Here is a 14,667-nt window from a genome sequence, read left to right on the forward strand (position 1 = left end):
CAGCTCCGGTTGAAGAAATTGAGTTTCAAAATTCTTCAGAAAGCGGTTGACAGAGAGGTGAATCGCTGTAGAATGCGCCCTCTCGAAACAAGCAGTAAGCCGGTTGATTTTCGGCGCTTTCCGGAGACGGAAAACATTGAAAATAAACGGTTGACAAGGCGGCGACACGATGTAGAATACGCCACCTTGATTGAGCAACAGCTCAAACGCTCTTTAAAAAATTGACCAAGTAATTCGTGTGGGCGCTGGCCGAGGTATTTCGGATACGAAATATCAGGACAGTGACTCGTCGAAATTGAGTTTTGTCTTGAGCAAGAATAGAGAATCTTCGGATTCTTGTATGATTTAAACTGAAGAGTTTGATCATGGCTCAGATTGAACGCTGGCGGCAGGCTTAACACATGCAAGTCGAGCGGTAACAGGGGTAGCTTGCTACCCGCTGACGAGCGGCGGACGGGTGAGTAATGCATAGGAAACTGCCCAGTAGTGGGGGATAGCCCGGGGAAACCCGGATTAATACCGCATACGTCCTTCGGGAGAAAGCAGGGGATCTTCGGACCTTGCGCTATTGGATGTGCCTATGTCGGATTAGCTAGTTGGTGAGGTAATGGCTCACCAAGGCGACGATCCGTAGCTGGTCTGAGAGGATGATCAGCCACATCGGGACTGAGACACGGCCCGAACTCCTACGGGAGGCAGCAGTGGGGAATATTGGACAATGGGGGAAACCCTGATCCAGCCATGCCGCGTGTGTGAAGAAGGCTTTCGGGTTGTAAAGCACTTTCAGTGAGGAGGAAAAGTTAGTCCTTAATACGGGCTAGCCTTGACGTTACTCACAGAAGAAGCACCGGCTAACTCCGTGCCAGCAGCCGCGGTAATACGGAGGGTGCAAGCGTTAATCGGAATTACTGGGCGTAAAGCGCGCGTAGGTGGTTTGATAAGCGAGATGTGAAAGCCCCGGGCTTAACCTGGGAACGGCATTTCGAACTGTCAGGCTAGAGTATGGTAGAGGGTAGTGGAATTTCCTGTGTAGCGGTGAAATGCGTAGATATAGGAAGGAACACCAGTGGCGAAGGCGGCTACCTGGACCAATACTGACACTGAGGTGCGAAAGCGTGGGGAGCAAACAGGATTAGATACCCTGGTAGTCCACGCCGTAAACGATGTCAACTAGCCGTTGGGACTCTTGAAGTCTTAGTGGCGCAGCTAACGCACTAAGTTGACCGCCTGGGGAGTACGGCCGCAAGGTTAAAACTCAAATGAATTGACGGGGGCCCGCACAAGCGGTGGAGCATGTGGTTTAATTCGACGCAACGCGAAGAACCTTACCTGGCCTTGACATGCAGAGAACTTTCCAGAGATGGATTGGTGCCTTCGGGAACTCTGACACAGGTGCTGCATGGCCGTCGTCAGCTCGTGTCGTGAGATGTTGGGTTAAGTCCCGTAACGAGCGCAACCCCTATCCCTAGTTGCTAGCAGTTCGGCTGAGAACTCTAGGGAGACTGCCGGTGACAAACCGGAGGAAGGTGGGGATGACGTCAGGTCATCATGGCCCTTACGGCCAGGGCTACACACGTGCTACAATGGTGCGCACAGAGGGCTGCAAACCCGCGAGGGGGAGCTAATCTCACAAAACGCATCGTAGTCCGGATCGGAGTCTGCAACTCGACTCCGTGAAGTCGGAATCGCTAGTAATCGTGAATCAGAATGTCACGGTGAATACGTTCCCGGGCCTTGTACACACCGCCCGTCACACCATGGGAGTGGATTGCACCAGAAGTGGTTAGTCTAACCTTCGGGAGGACGATCACCACGGTGTGGTTCATGACTGGGGTGAAGTCGTAACAAGGTAGCCGTAGGGGAACCTGCGGCTGGATCACCTCCTTAAACGAAGCCGAATGCTTCGGTCAGAGTCCACACGAATTACTTGGTTGATTAATAAAGAGAGCAGATGGGTCTATCAGGCCCGTACCATTGGGTCTGTAGCTCAGGTGGTTAGAGCGCACCCCTGATAAGGGTGAGGTCGGTGGTTCAAGTCCACCCAGACCCACCAAAATTGCTCAACTCCTGGAGTTGAACAATTTGAGGTAGCTTAAATGGGGCTATAGCTCAGCTGGGAGAGCGCCTGCCTTGCACGCAGGAGGTCGGCAGTTCGATCCTGCCTAGCTCCACCAATATTTACTGACTAACTTCGGTTAGCAGTGTACAGAAACAAGCATTTCGGTTTAATGACATCGGTTGTTAAGCGAAGTTCTTCTTTCTGATCACTGGGTCAGATTTGCTCTTTAACAAATTGGACGAGAAAGAACACGAGTACGATTCTCTCATTATCTCCGAGAGGACGTATTCAAGTGATAGCGATTTCAAGCGTTATCCGGTGTTGTCGTTGAAGTGGTTGTTATATCGCTTCAAGGAACTGTCTCGAACTAACCTTTTTATCAGGCTTGCCTGGTAACGAGCGTTGCTTCGGTCACAGTTGTCTTGGGGTTATATAGTCAAGCAACTAAGCGCATACGGTGGATGCTTGGCAGTCAGAGGCGATGAAAGACGTGGAAGCCTGCGATAAGGTTCGGGGAGCTGGCAAACGAGCTGTGATCCGGACATTTCTGAATGGGGAAACCCACCCGATTTCGGTCGGGTACCTTGCACTGAATACATAGGTGTAAGGGGCGAACCGGGGGAACTGAAACATCTAAGTACCCCGAGGAAAAGAAATCAACCGAGATTCCCTAAGTAGCGGCGAGCGAACGGGGATTAGCCCTTAAGCTAAACAACTGGTAGGAGAAGGCTCTGGAAAGTGCCGCCATAGTGGGTGATAGCCCCGTATCCGAAACCTGAGTTTAGTGAAATCGAGTAGGACGGGACACGTGGTATCCTGTCTGAATATGGGGGGACCATCCTCCAAGGCTAAATACTCCTGACTGACCGATAGTGAACCAGTACCGTGAGGGAAAGGCGAAAAGAACCCCTGTGAGGGGAGTGAAATAGATCCTGAAACCGTATGCGTACAAGCAGTCGGAGCGGACTTGTTCCGTGACGGCGTACCTTTTGTATAATGGGTCAGCGACTTATGTTCAGTGGCGAGGTTAACCGTTTAGGGGAGCCGTAGGGAAACCGAGTCTGAATAGGGCGATTTAGTCGCTGGGCATAGACCCGAAACCGGGCGATCTATCCATGAGCAGGTTGAAGGTTGAGTAACATCAACTGGAGGACCGAACCCACTGTCGTTGAAAAGCCAGGGGATGACTTGTGGATCGGAGTGAAAGGCTAATCAAGCCCGGAGATAGCTGGTTCTCCCCGAAAGCTATTTAGGTAGCGCCTCGGACGAATACCACAGGGGGTAGAGCACTGTTTCGGCTAGGGGGTCATCCCGACTTACCAACCCGATGCAAACTCCGAATACCTGTGAGTACTATCCGGGAGACACACGGTGGGTGCTAACGTCCATCGTGAAGAGGGAAACAACCCAGACCGCCAGCTAAGGTCCCCAAGTACCAGTTAAGTGGGAAACGATGTGGGAAGGCTCAGACAGCTAGGAGGTTGGCTTAGAAGCAGCCATCCTTTAAAGAAAGCGTAATAGCTCACTAGTCGAGTCGGCCTGCGCGGAAGATGTAACGGGGCTCAAACTGGTCACCGAAGCTGCGGCTGCATACTTTGTATGCGGGGTAGGGGAGCGTTCTGTAAGCCTGCGAAGGTGAGTTGAGAAGCTTGCTGGAGGTATCAGAAGTGCGAATGCTGACATGAGTAACGACAATGCGGGTGAAAAACCCGCACGCCGGAAGACCAAGGGTTCCTGCGCAACGCTAATCGGCGCAGGGTGAGTCGGCCCCTAAGGCGAGACCGAAAGGTGTAGTCGATGGGAAACGGATTAATATTTCCGTACCTTGGATAGCTGCGATGGAGAGACGGAGAAGGCTAGGTGAGCCGGGCGACGGTTGTCCCGGTTTAAGCGTGTAGGGAGTGGACTTAGGCAAATCCGGGTCCACAATTCTGAGACGCGACGACGACTGCTCTTTTAGAGCGGGAAGTCATTGATGCCATGCTTCCAGGAAAATCTTCTAAGCTTCAGGCTATTCGAGACCGTACCCCAAACCGACACAGGTGGTCAGGTAGAGAATACCAAGGCGCTTGAGAGAACTCGGGTAAAGGAACTAGGCAAAATGGTGCCGTAACTTCGGGAGAAGGCACGCTGGTAGTAGGTGATACCCCTCGCGGGTGGAGCTGATGCCAGTCGAAGATACCAGGCCCCTGCGACTGTTTATTAAAAACACAGCACTGTGCAAACACGAAAGTGGACGTATACGGTGTGACGCCTGCCCGGTGCCGGAAGGTTAATTGATGGGGTTAGCATTCGTGCGAAGCTCTTGATCGAAGCCCCGGTAAACGGCGGCCGTAACTATAACGGTCCTAAGGTAGCGAAATTCCTTGTCGGGTAAGTTCCGACCTGCACGAATGGCGTAACGATGGGGGCGCTGTCTCTACCCGAGACTCAGTGAAATTGAAATCGCCGTGAAGATGCGGTGTATCCGCGGCTAGACGGAAAGACCCCGTGAACCTTTACTATAGCTTCACAGTGAACTTTGAGCATGTTTGTGTAGGATAGCTGGGAGCTTTGAAGTGGGAACGCCAGTTCTCATGGAGCCAACCTTGAAATACCAGCCTGACATGTTTGAGGTTCTAACTTGGACCCCTTATCGGGGTTGAGGACACTGTGTGGTGGGTAGTTTGACTGGGGCGGTCTCCTCCCAAAGCGTAACGGAGGAGCACAAAGGTGGGCTAAGCATGGTCGGACATCATGCGGTTAGTGTAATGGCACAAGCCCGCTTAACTGCGAGACAGACACGTCGAGCAGGTACGAAAGTAGGTCATAGTGATCCGGTGGTTCTGTATGGAAGGGCCATCGCTCAACGGATAAAAGGTACTCCGGGGATAACAGGCTGATACCGCCCAAGAGTTCACATCGACGGCGGTGTTTGGCACCTCGATGTCGGCTCATCACATCCTGGGGCTGAAGCCGGTCCCAAGGGTATGGCTGTTCGCCATTTAAAGTGGTACGCGAGCTGGGTTTAGAACGTCGTGAGACAGTTCGGTCCCTATCTGCCGTGGACGTTGGAGATTTGAGGAAAGCTGCTCCTAGTACGAGAGGACCGGAGTGGACGAACCGCTGGTGTTCGGGTTGTGTCGCCAGACGCATTGCCCGGTAGCTATGTTCGGATAGGATAACCGCTGAAAGCATCTAAGCGGGAAGCCCCTTCCAAGATGAGATCTCCCTGGACCTTCGAGGTCCCTAAAGAGCCGTTCAAGACCAGGACGTTGATAGGTCGGGTGTGTAAGCGCTGCGAGGCGTTGAGCTAACCGATACTAATTGCTCGTGCGGCTTGACTATATAACACCCAAGACAATTGCGGATAACGCAACGAAATCACTATCACAAACTCTTTCTCGTCCCCCCAGTGATCAACCGTTTTGTCTGACGACCATAGCGGCTTGGAACCACCTGATCCCATCCCGAACTCAGAAGTGAAACAGGCCTGCGCCGATGGTAGTGTGGCATTGCCCATGTGAGAGTAGGTCATCGTCAGACTCTTAATACCCCCGGGCCAGCTCTGGCGCCAGGCCGGCCTCATCGCAGTATCGCTCCAGAGCGTCGATGTCGGTGCCATCGGGGGCGTCGGAGCCGGGTTCAAGCCCCAGCCCTGACAGCATGGCGCGGATACGTCCGGCCAGCATCGACTCGCTGGTGCTCACCCGCAATTGGTGGGCGTACTCGGCCAGTCGCTCGGCCAGCGCCGGGCCACTCTGTTGGGCAAAATTCTCGTTCCCGAGCCGGTCGGCCCAGGCCTGGTCGATGTAGCTTTCAGCCCGTCCAGGTTGGTCCCGATCAGGAAGTGGCGGTCGGCGCTCAGGTCGTCCACCAGCATGCGGGCGAACACCTGGGATCGGGGTACCCGGTCGGCGCGGTTGTTGATCACCGTGACCACCCAGGCGTCCGGCTTGTCGGCCGGGTGGTACTGGTCAAACCGCAGGCGGCGCCAGTTCGCCAGGGCGGCGTGGCGTTCGTTCGCCGACATGCCGTTGATGAAGGTCAGGTGGCGGCCGTCCACGGTGACGCGCGGATAGATCTTGAGCACGCCCAGATCCGGCACCACCCGGTCTGCCATTTCCTTCAAGGCGTAATCCGGCTCCAGGCCCAGTTCTTCGGCCATCCTCAGCACCAGGGCGATGTTGGAGGGGTGCTCCTCGTAGGGAAAACGCGCCAGCACATCGGCCGGCAGCAGCTCGGCGTCCAGGTCACTCACCTTGATGATGGCACTGCCCTTGTCCTGCGCCGCAGCGCGGAGGAACGGGAACATGTTGTGCTCGGTGGTGATCAGCTTGCTGCGTTTGGGCACGAACTTGCGCATGACCCGGGGAATCTCGATGCCCGACGGCCCCTGAATATCCTCGTGATCCGGGTAGCAGTTGGTGATGGTGGCCAGGTCATCCCGCATCCACTGTTCCTGGAGGATCTGGACGTAGCGAGGCGTCAGCCCCATGCATTCCCACAGGAAGACATCGGCCCGGAAGCGCGAGGCCAGTCGGACCAGATCCACCTGTTCCCAGATCGAGGCCTTATCGTACGGCCGGAACAGGAACATCTCCCGCAAATTGCCGTGCGCCGGGCTGTAGAGGAACATGGCCTCGCAACCGGTGGTTTTCGATACCACGCCCAAACCTTCGGCGTTGAATACCGCCGCTTTCAGGCGTTCGGTCCCGGACTTACCCCGAGTGCCCCAACCGCCGACGACCAGCGGCAGCGTGGCCCGGGCCTTTTTCATCTGGCGGCCGATGTAGACGTGCCGGCCGAAGAACACCGCCGCGGCGGCACCGAGAAAGATCACCAGATGCTGTAGGTTGTTTTCGTAGACCGAGTAAAAGTAGGTTTTGAAATCCGACCACAGCACCGGCACGGGCGCAATGCTGGCCAAGCCCGGGAAAAACCGCCGGACCCGGGGGTCGGTCTGGTAGCGCTCGCCGGCCGGATCCCGATGGCCCAACAACTCGAACCGGAACCCCAGCTTCTCCAGTTCCGCCAGATAGCGCTCCGGCGCCTGGGCGCTGGACGAGCGCCAGTTGCGCAGTCGGCTGAGACGGGCAAACCGCAGGGTGATCAGGCTGCGAGCCCGCAGCCGGGCGAACAGTCCCCGCGGCGGTGGATGCGGGTAATGCCCTCCGGGGTGTAGATGTCCACGGGCCGGGTCGGCCAGCCCTGGTCCAGAGCCGAGAGCACCTGGTCCACCAGCGGCAAGTAGGGGCGCCAGTCGCCGTCCTCGGCCATGTGCACCGCCTCCCCGGGCACGGTGGTCTGGCTGAGTTCAGCCAGGTGCCAGGCCGGTGCCTGCAGATGGCCGTGGAACACCCGCCCCTTGGTGTGATTGTAGTTCTGCCGCTTGTCGCTGGCGCTGGTTCGAAACTCATGGAGGAAGCGCCAGGTCCGGAACTGGTAGCGGGACCCGCTGGTCAGACTCAGCCGAGCGCCCCGGCGCCGGACGTCATAGCCGAAGCTGTCGCCCGCCTGGCTGGCGAAAAAGCGCCCCAGTTCCTCATCGCTGGCGTTGTGCTGGAGCCGCAGCCGAGACCGCTGTTGCCAGTCCAGACTCTCAAGCAACTGGAACTTGGGCCATTGGGCCAAAGTATGCTGGCTGGCCCACAGCCGTTCCCGAGCCTGGGCCGCGGCCCGGCGTATGGCGGTGTCTTGATGCTGCAGGTTCAGCCGGGTCAGCACACCGGCGACTTCGGTCAGCTGCGCGCCGGACAAGGCGCCCGCCTGCCCCAGTGCCACCAGGACCTCAAAGGCCGCGCGCGCGACCAGCCCGGGGCCGTCGGGAGTCAATTCAGCGGTCACCCGGGCCAGCGCCTGCGCCGGCGGGCACAGATCCGACTCGACCAACACCGGCAGCACCTGCAGCACACGGGCCCGGACCCGGTCGCATTGCTCCTGCTCGAGCAGCAGATCGATGAGCTGCTGGCCCAGCGCCCGCTCCAGAACCGGCAGCAACCGCACCAGACTCTGGCGCACGTGCTCGCTGGTGTCGGTGCAGGCCTGACGGAACAGGTCCTGGGCGTCAGCCTGGGCCTGAACGGTCGTCAGTACCTTCAGAGCGCGCGCCCGGAAGAAGATCTGGTCGCCGGTCTCACCCCGGTTGAAACGTTCCTGAACGATGTCCAGGGCCGCACTGCTATCGAGCCAGGTAATGACATCCAGCGCCTGGACCTGCAGCCACACCGGCTGGCCCGGATCGTTGCACAGCCGGTAGCAGTACTGCAGCAACTGCGGCTCAATGTATCGGCCGAACTTGCCGTCACTGACCTCCAGCAAACCGGACATCAGCGACAGCCCCGCCAGGGTGGCCCGGTGATCCAGCTTGCTGGTGAGCAAGCGTTCCATCAGCGCGTTGTTGCTGATGGCCTCGAGACTTGCGGACCGTTCCCGGGCCTGGGTGAACTGCCCGATGAAAAAGCAGATGTTGGCGTTCAGCCGGTGGACGCAGAAGGTCAGCAGTCGCTCCTGCTCACTTACCTTGCGCCGATACCGGTCCCGCAGCCGAGGCGTCCAGCCAGCGGTCCAGGCCCGACGATCGGCGCGCAGGCCTCGCCGGCTCTGGCCCAGTTCCGCGGCATAGTCCAGGCTGTGCTGGCGCCGTTCCAACTCACTGCTGGCGCCCTGGTAGCGGGCGACAAAAGCCTGGTACCCGGCGTGCAACTCACCGAGACTGTTCAGGGTCTGGCTGACCCGATATTCCAGAAAACTGGCCACTTGCTGCACCCGCCACTGGGACACCGCCAGCGTCTCTGGCCGGTTACCCGCCTGCTGCCAGCCCTGGAATTCCCGCTCAAGCTGCCGCGCCAGGTGGTCGTAAACCCGGCGCCATTCGCCGGCCAGCCCCAGCAGCATGTGTTCCCGGAGCGTCATGTCCGCCAGATTGGAGTTATTCGACATAGTTCAGCTCATTCGTGTCCACGGCCCGGGCCGCATTGATTTCCTGCAGTGGGAAAAACGGGAAGCGCTCGGCCCGGAAGTCCTCAAGGCGCTTGGCCCCCGGATTGTCGAACCCGAGGGACAGCGCCAGGGCCGGCTGGGACTGGTTCAGATCCATGCTCAGGTCGAACCCCAGGGACCAGCGCCGGCCCTTGCGTTCCCAGAGTCGCCAGTCGACGCCGGCACTCAGCAGCTGCTGAGTGCCGGCGCCCGCGCGATCATCATCGGCCATCAACCAGCGCTGCTCCAGCCCCACATAGGTGCGGGTGTCCCGGTGCCAGAATTCGTCCCAGCGCAGTGACACGCCGAACCGGTCCGGGCTGAAATCCTCGTTGGTCCTAACGCCCACGCCCGCGCGCCAGCGGCTGTCCTGCCAGGGCTGGTAGTTCAGGGCCTCCTGCCACTCCAGGCCATGGCGATGGTCGGCTTTATACTCGGTAAACACATCGTCATCGTAGGCTTGGCGCCGTGGGTTCGAACTCACCGACAGCCAGCGGCCGAACCCGGTCAGCTCACTGTCCAGACTCCAGTGGTAGGCCAGCGGGGTGTTGGCGTGCAACTGGGCCTGTCCGTACAGGCTGCCTGCGCCCTCTCGTGGCTGCCAGTAACCGCCGGCAAACAGGTTCAGGCGCCAGTGCCGGTTGTCCGGTCGCAAGGTCAGCCATTGCTGACTCCCCACCACCAGACTCTCGTCGCCACTGTGTTCACGCAGGAACAGATCGGACTGCCAGGTCCAGCGTGAAAACAGCGGTTGCTGCTGATACCGCCAGCCCAGTTCCAGATAGCGCTCGGTCTGGGCGTCGGCGCCACCATCAAAATTCCGGCGCTGCGCCAGCTCGGCGTAAGCGCCTGGGTCCCGTCGTCACGGGTGGGCATGGCCAGGGCGTCCGACATCAACGCCTCCGGGCGCGCCACGTCCGCCTTCTGGACCGGCTCCGGCCAGGGTGACAGCACCGGGGTCGATACCGGCGGTGGGGCCGTCAGCTTGCCGGGCTGGTGCCGCAGGGCATAGACCCGGACATAGGGCCCACCCAGATCGCGTTGGCGCAACACCAGATTGCCGGCGGACGCCACGTACCGGTAGCGCTGGACCCGCTGCTGGCCGTCGTAGACTTCCAGACGCAGCCAGGACGGTTGGTCGAGGTAAATGACCAGGGGCTGGCCCGGCAGACTGGTTTGGTAGGCCCGGCGCTCGGGCCGCTCTACCGGTTGCCAGGGGCCGTTGGCCGCCGCACGCGCCGACAGCTGGGCATAGACCAGTGCCGGCTGGTCGGTGCCACCAACTGCAGTTCAAGCTGGCTCGCGCCGGCCGGAAGTTGCATCTGCACCCGACCACTGGGCGCGGCTTCACTCAGGGTCTGGCGCGCGTACCACTGGCCATCAATCCGAACATCCACCGCCACCGGCGTCACCCGCTGAAAGCCTACCTTGTCGAGCCGCAGGTCCAGACGATAGCGCCGCCGCTCGCCCTGGTTGATCTCGACCACGACCGGCTCAGGCCCGCTCAGGGCAAGCTCCGAGGGCGCAGGCTGCTGGCTGAGCAGTCGCTGGCGCTGGCGCAGATAGGGCAACGCCGGCGGCCAACCACTGGCATCGAACTGGCGAATACCGGCGCTGTCGATGACCAGCTCCTCGCGCTCCCAGTAGTGGTCGGCATTGATCAGCGCCAGGCGCTGCTGAATGCCGGCGTCATCCGGATGCTGCGCCGCCAGGGCGTTGCTTCGGGCCACCAGCCCGGGATTCCGGGCAAAGTCGTCGGTCTTGAGCACCTGGTCCAGGGCTCCGGTGCCGGGCTGGTAACGCTCGCCACGCGGCCGGAGCATGTAACCGCTGCGCTGGCGCGGTGCCCGTCGGTTATGGTGCATGGCCTTATTCATGGTTCCGAACTGCCGCCCCTGCTGGAGGCGGCTTCGGTGGTGGTGTGTGGGCCAGGTATGGGGCAGGGCGCCTGGGCCCAGCAGATGCTGGAGCAGGTTGTCGAAAGTAGCAAACCCCGAGTGCTCGATGCCGATGCCCTGAACCTGCTGTCAACGCGGGTGGCGCTTCCGGCCGAAAACCAGGTTCTGACGCCGCATCCGGGCGAGGCGGCCCGCTTGCTGGGTTGCCTGGTTCCGGAGGTGGAGGCTGATCGGATGGCGGCAGCGCGCACGCTTCAGTCGGTGTACGGTGGCACGGTTTTGCTCAAGGGTGCAGGTACGGTGATTGCGTCTGATCGGGAAACTGTTGATATTGTCAGCGGCAGTAACCCGGGCATGGCAACCGGTGGCATGGGAGATGTGTTGGCCGGCATTATCGGTGCGCTATACGGCCAGTTGGATAACGCCCGGCGGGCGGCTGCATTAGCGGCGTCGGTGCACTTGGCTGCGGCCAACCTGGCGTCAGAGGAAAAAGGTTTTATGGGGTTAATTCCAACAGACGTGATCGATGCCTTGCCCAAGGTATTGCGCCAGTCGGAAGCCCTCAGCTCACAGGGTCGGGAGGAGCCATGAGTATTTTTGGAAATGAGCGCCGCCTGTTCCTGGATGGCGAATCAGAGACCGAGCAGCTGGGCCAGGAGCTGGCGCGCTGCGTCGTCGCCTCCGGTGAAGGCTTGATCGTCTTTTTGGACGGTGATCTGGGCATGGGCAAGACCACCTTGAGTCGCGGGGTCATGCGCGGGCTCGGGCATCAGGCGCGGTGAAGAGTCCAACCTATACCCTGGTGGAGCCCTATGAAGATTTGCAGCCGCCGGCGTATCACTTTGATCTTTATCGGGTCGGCGACCCGGACGAGTTGGAATACATGGGCATCCGGGATTACTTCTCCGGCCAGTATCTGTGTTTGATTGAGTGGCCCGAGCGTGGCAAGGGGCTGTTGCCGGAGCCGGATGTCGAGATACACCTCGAGCGCGAGCATGATGGCCGTTCGGTCGTGCTGCGTGCGGGTTCGGAGCGGGGTGCATCGCTGTTGAACCAATTGGAACTGATCGGGCCCGGTCATTGATGTTTTCGGCCTGGGTCACCGGCCGTGTCGTTTGTTAAGCAGGACAGCAGTATGAGCAAGGTAAGGTCAACAACGAGTGTATGGACAGGCATGGCGGCAGTGTTGCTGCTGTTTCTGTCCCTGACCACCCACGCCGCTACCCGGGTAGAGGGCGTGCGTGTGTGGCCGGCGCCGGACCACACGCGTCTGGTGCTGGATACCGAAGGCCAGGTCGCACACAACATCTTTTCACTGGAGAACCCGTCGCGCCTGGTCGTTGATTTGAAGAATACCGCCCTGAAAGCGGAATTCGACAAGCTGGACCTCTCCGGGAGCCCGATTCGTCGTATTCGCAGCGCACCCCGCAATGGCAGTGACCTGCGGGTGGTGCTTGACCTCAAGAGCAAGATCAAACCCCGAAGCTTCCAGCTCGAGCCCAACGATCAGTATGGCCACCGTCTGGTGATCGATCTGATCGACGAGGATGGCAGCCGCCTGGAGAAGGCCAGCAAGGCAACGGTGACCCAGGAATCCGGTGGCAAGCGGGATGTGATCGTGGTGATCGATGCCGGTCACGGCGGTGAGGATCCTGGTGCCATCGGGCCCAGAGGCACCCGTGAGAAAGACGTGGTGCTGAAAATGGCGAAAAACCTCGCCAAACTGATCAACGACAAGCCGGGCTATACCGCCAAGCTGACCCGGACCGGTGATTACTACATCGGCTTGCGTAACCGAACCTTGCTGGCGCGGAAATACAACGCTGATCTGTTCGTGTCGATGCATGCCGATGCCTTCCGTACGCCGCAACCCAAAGGCGCCTCGGTTTTTGCGCTGTCCCAGCGCGGAGCTACCAGTGAGACCGCTCGCTGGCTGGCGCAAAGCGAAAACCGGTCGGATCTGACCGGCGGTGTGTCGCTGGATGGGCGGGATGACATGCTCGCTGGGGTGCTGCTGGATCTGTCCATGACCGCCAGTATTAATGCCAGTCTGGGTGTAGGCAGTTCGGTGCTGGGCAAGCTCGGCAGCGTGGCCAAGCTGCACAAATCCGGGGTTGAGCAGGCTGCCTTCGTGGTACTGAAATCTCCGGATATTCCGTCGATTCTGGTTGAGGCCGGTTTTATCTCCAATCCCACGGAAGAGAAGAACCTTGCCACCGAGTGGTACCGGAACCGGCTGGCCAGTGCGATCATGAAAGGAATAGACGATTATTTCCGCAAGACACCACCGCCGGGCACTCTGCTGGCGTGGGAGAAGCAGCAGCGTCAGGGTGGCAGTTCCGTCAGTCATTACCGGATCCAGCGCGGGGATACGCTGTCGGGCGTGGCTCGGAGAAACCAGACCACTGTCAGCGAACTGATGCAGTTTAACGGCTTGCGGGATGACCGTGTTATGGTAGGGCAGACCATTCGAATTCCTGCATCCTGATCAAGAGGTTTCCCCGAAACATGCCCCCCATTCAATTGCTCTCGCCGCGGCTCGCGAACCAGATCGCTGCTGGCGAGGTGGTGGAGCGCCCCGCGTCTGTCGTAAAAGAACTGGTTGAAAACGCCCTTGACGCCGGTGCTGACCGGGTCGATGTGGAGATAGAGCAGGGTGGCGTTAAACTGATTCGGGTCCGGGATGACGGCAGTGGTATCGCAGAGCAGGATTTGCCGCTGGCGCTCAGTCGCCATGCCACCAGCAAGATTGTCAGCCTGGATGATCTGGAAGCCGTGGCCTCCCTCGGTTTCAGGGGTGAAGCCCTGGCCAGTATCAGTTCCGTTTCCCGCCTTACCCTGACTTCGCGCACTGCTGCTCAAGAGGCTGCGTCCCGGGTTGAGGTGGAAGGGCGCGACATGGACGCCCGCATTTCACCCGCGGCGCACCCGGTGGGCACCACCGTGGAAGTGCGTGACCTGTTCTTCAATACCCCGGCCCGCCGGAAATTCCTGCGCACGGAAAAAACCGAATTCAATCATGTTGAAGAGTGTGTCCGTCGTCAGGCATTGAGCCGTTTCGATGCCGGCTTCACCCTGCGCCACAATCAGCGCGTGGTGCAGAGCCTCCGCCCGGCCGAATCGCCGCTCGACAAGGAACGCCGTATCGGCGCCCTCTGTGGGCAGCAGTTCATCGACAACGCCGTGCTCATCGATGCCGAAGCGACGGGCCTGAGGTTGTGGGGCTGGGTGGCGCTGCCAACGTTTTCCCGCAGTCAGGCAGACCTGCAGTACTTCTTCGTCAATGGCCGGGTTATCCGGGATCGGCTGGTGGCCCACGCCGTGCGCCAGGCCTACCGGGATGTGCTGTACAACAACCGTCACCCGGCCTTCGTGCTGTATCTGGAAGTGGATCCGGCGACGGTGGACGTGAACGTCCACCCCACCAAGCACGAAGTCCGTTTCCGCGATGGCCGGCTGGTGCATGATTTTATCTTCCGTACCTTGCACAAAGCCTTGGCGGACGTCCGTCCGGACGATCACCTGCGCGGGGCCGTGGCCCAATCCTTTGGCCGCGAGAATGCCCAGGGAGTGCCAGGGGCGGCTGGCCATCCTGATCCCTCGGCGCCGGCGTGGTCGGGCCAGCCCGCAGGGGCTGGGGTTTTTTATTGCCTGAACGAAAGTCCTCGAAGTGCCGTTGGCCGCAAAAAATGCCGGCCAACTTTGTCTTTTTTGTTCGCCTGGTGTTTAATCCGGCGTTACCCATTCTTC

The 14,667-nt window shown here is 59.7% G+C and carries 8 protein-coding genes, 2 tRNA genes, 3 rRNA genes and 2 pseudogenes; 9 read left to right on the forward strand and 6 right to left on the reverse strand.

From position 1 onward, the window contains the following. Positions 1 to 347: 347 nt before the first annotated feature. The 5 genes from AU14_RS18285 to rrf all read left to right on the forward strand — a co-directional run bounded on the left by AU14_RS18285 (position 348) and on the right by rrf (position 5,584). Positions 348 to 1,887, forward strand: a 16S ribosomal RNA gene (locus AU14_RS18285). A gap of 89 nt (positions 1,888 to 1,976) precedes the next feature. Next, positions 1,977 to 2,053, forward strand: a tRNA-Ile gene (locus AU14_RS18290). A gap of 45 nt (positions 2,054 to 2,098) precedes the next feature. Further along, positions 2,099 to 2,174, forward strand: a tRNA-Ala gene (locus AU14_RS18295). Positions 2,175 to 2,493: 319 nt separating this feature from the next. Continuing rightward, positions 2,494 to 5,386 (forward strand): 23S ribosomal RNA (locus AU14_RS18300). A gap of 83 nt (positions 5,387 to 5,469) precedes the next feature. Beyond that, a 5S ribosomal RNA gene (gene rrf, locus AU14_RS18305) occupies positions 5,470 to 5,584 on the forward strand. Together the 16S, 23S and 5S rRNA genes with 2 tRNA genes alongside form the textbook arrangement of a ribosomal RNA operon. 2 nt (positions 5,585 to 5,586) lie before the next feature. Here the strand turns inward: rrf and AU14_RS19565 are convergent. The 6 genes from AU14_RS19565 to AU14_RS18330 all read right to left on the reverse strand — a co-directional run bounded on the left by AU14_RS19565 (position 5,587) and on the right by AU14_RS18330 (position 10,884). Then, complete coding sequence (locus AU14_RS19565; RefSeq protein ID WP_158498340.1) at positions 5,587 to 5,748, reverse strand: hypothetical protein; 162 nt, start codon at positions 5,746 to 5,748, stop codon at positions 5,587 to 5,589. Further along, positions 5,745 to 7,037 (reverse strand): hypothetical protein, encoded by a 1,293-nt coding sequence (locus tag AU14_RS18310; RefSeq protein WP_041343334.1) that lies wholly within the window; start codon positions 7,035 to 7,037, stop codon positions 5,745 to 5,747. Before AU14_RS18310 ends, AU14_RS19565 begins: the two co-directional genes overlap by 4 nt. Positions 7,038 to 7,150: 113 nt before the next feature. Further along, the gene (locus tag AU14_RS18315; RefSeq protein WP_041343337.1) at positions 7,151 to 8,980 is read right to left on the reverse strand and encodes a hypothetical protein; all 1,830 of its coding nucleotides are present in this window, start codon (positions 8,978 to 8,980) and stop codon (positions 7,151 to 7,153) included. Beyond that, positions 8,970 to 9,701, reverse strand: coding sequence for a hypothetical protein (locus AU14_RS18320; RefSeq protein ID WP_148312787.1), 732 nt, complete (start codon positions 9,699 to 9,701; stop codon positions 8,970 to 8,972). The genes AU14_RS18315 and AU14_RS18320 overlap by 11 nt, the downstream gene beginning before the upstream one ends. After that, entirely contained in the window at positions 9,677 to 10,093 is a 417-nt protein-coding gene (locus AU14_RS19450; protein ID WP_148312788.1) for a hypothetical protein, read from the reverse strand. Before AU14_RS19450 ends, AU14_RS18320 begins: the two co-directional genes overlap by 25 nt. 128 nt (positions 10,094 to 10,221) lie before the next feature. Continuing rightward, the gene (locus tag AU14_RS18330) at positions 10,222 to 10,884 is read right to left on the reverse strand and encodes a hypothetical protein (protein ID WP_236744669.1); all 663 of its coding nucleotides are present in this window, start codon (positions 10,882 to 10,884) and stop codon (positions 10,222 to 10,224) included. Between AU14_RS18330 and AU14_RS18335 the strand changes: the two genes are divergently transcribed. The 4 genes and pseudogenes from AU14_RS18335 to mutL form a co-directional block, all read left to right on the forward strand. After that, positions 10,855 to 11,508, forward strand: a complete 654-nt coding sequence (locus AU14_RS18335; RefSeq protein WP_407942864.1) for an NAD(P)H-hydrate dehydratase — start codon at positions 10,855 to 10,857, stop codon at positions 11,506 to 11,508. The genes AU14_RS18330 and AU14_RS18335 overlap by 30 nt on opposite strands. Next, positions 11,505 to 12,001, forward strand: a pseudogene (gene tsaE, locus AU14_RS18340) (tRNA (adenosine(37)-N6)-threonylcarbamoyltransferase complex ATPase subunit type 1 TsaE). The gene AU14_RS18335 and the pseudogene tsaE overlap by 4 nt, the downstream one beginning before the upstream one ends. Before the next feature lie 90 nt (positions 12,002 to 12,091). Beyond that, entirely contained in the window at positions 12,092 to 13,405 is a 1,314-nt protein-coding gene (locus AU14_RS18345; protein WP_094191264.1) for an N-acetylmuramoyl-L-alanine amidase, read from the forward strand. A 20-nt stretch (positions 13,406 to 13,425) separates the two neighbouring features. Further along, positions 13,426 to 14,550 (forward strand): annotated as a pseudogene (gene mutL, locus AU14_RS18350) (DNA mismatch repair endonuclease MutL); the annotation flags it as partial. Positions 14,551 to 14,667 lie beyond the last annotated feature (117 nt).

Origin of the sequence: Marinobacter similis (assembly GCF_000830985.1) — a bacterium.
In the GTDB taxonomy this organism is placed as follows: Bacteria; Pseudomonadota; Gammaproteobacteria; order Pseudomonadales; family Oleiphilaceae; genus Marinobacter; species Marinobacter similis.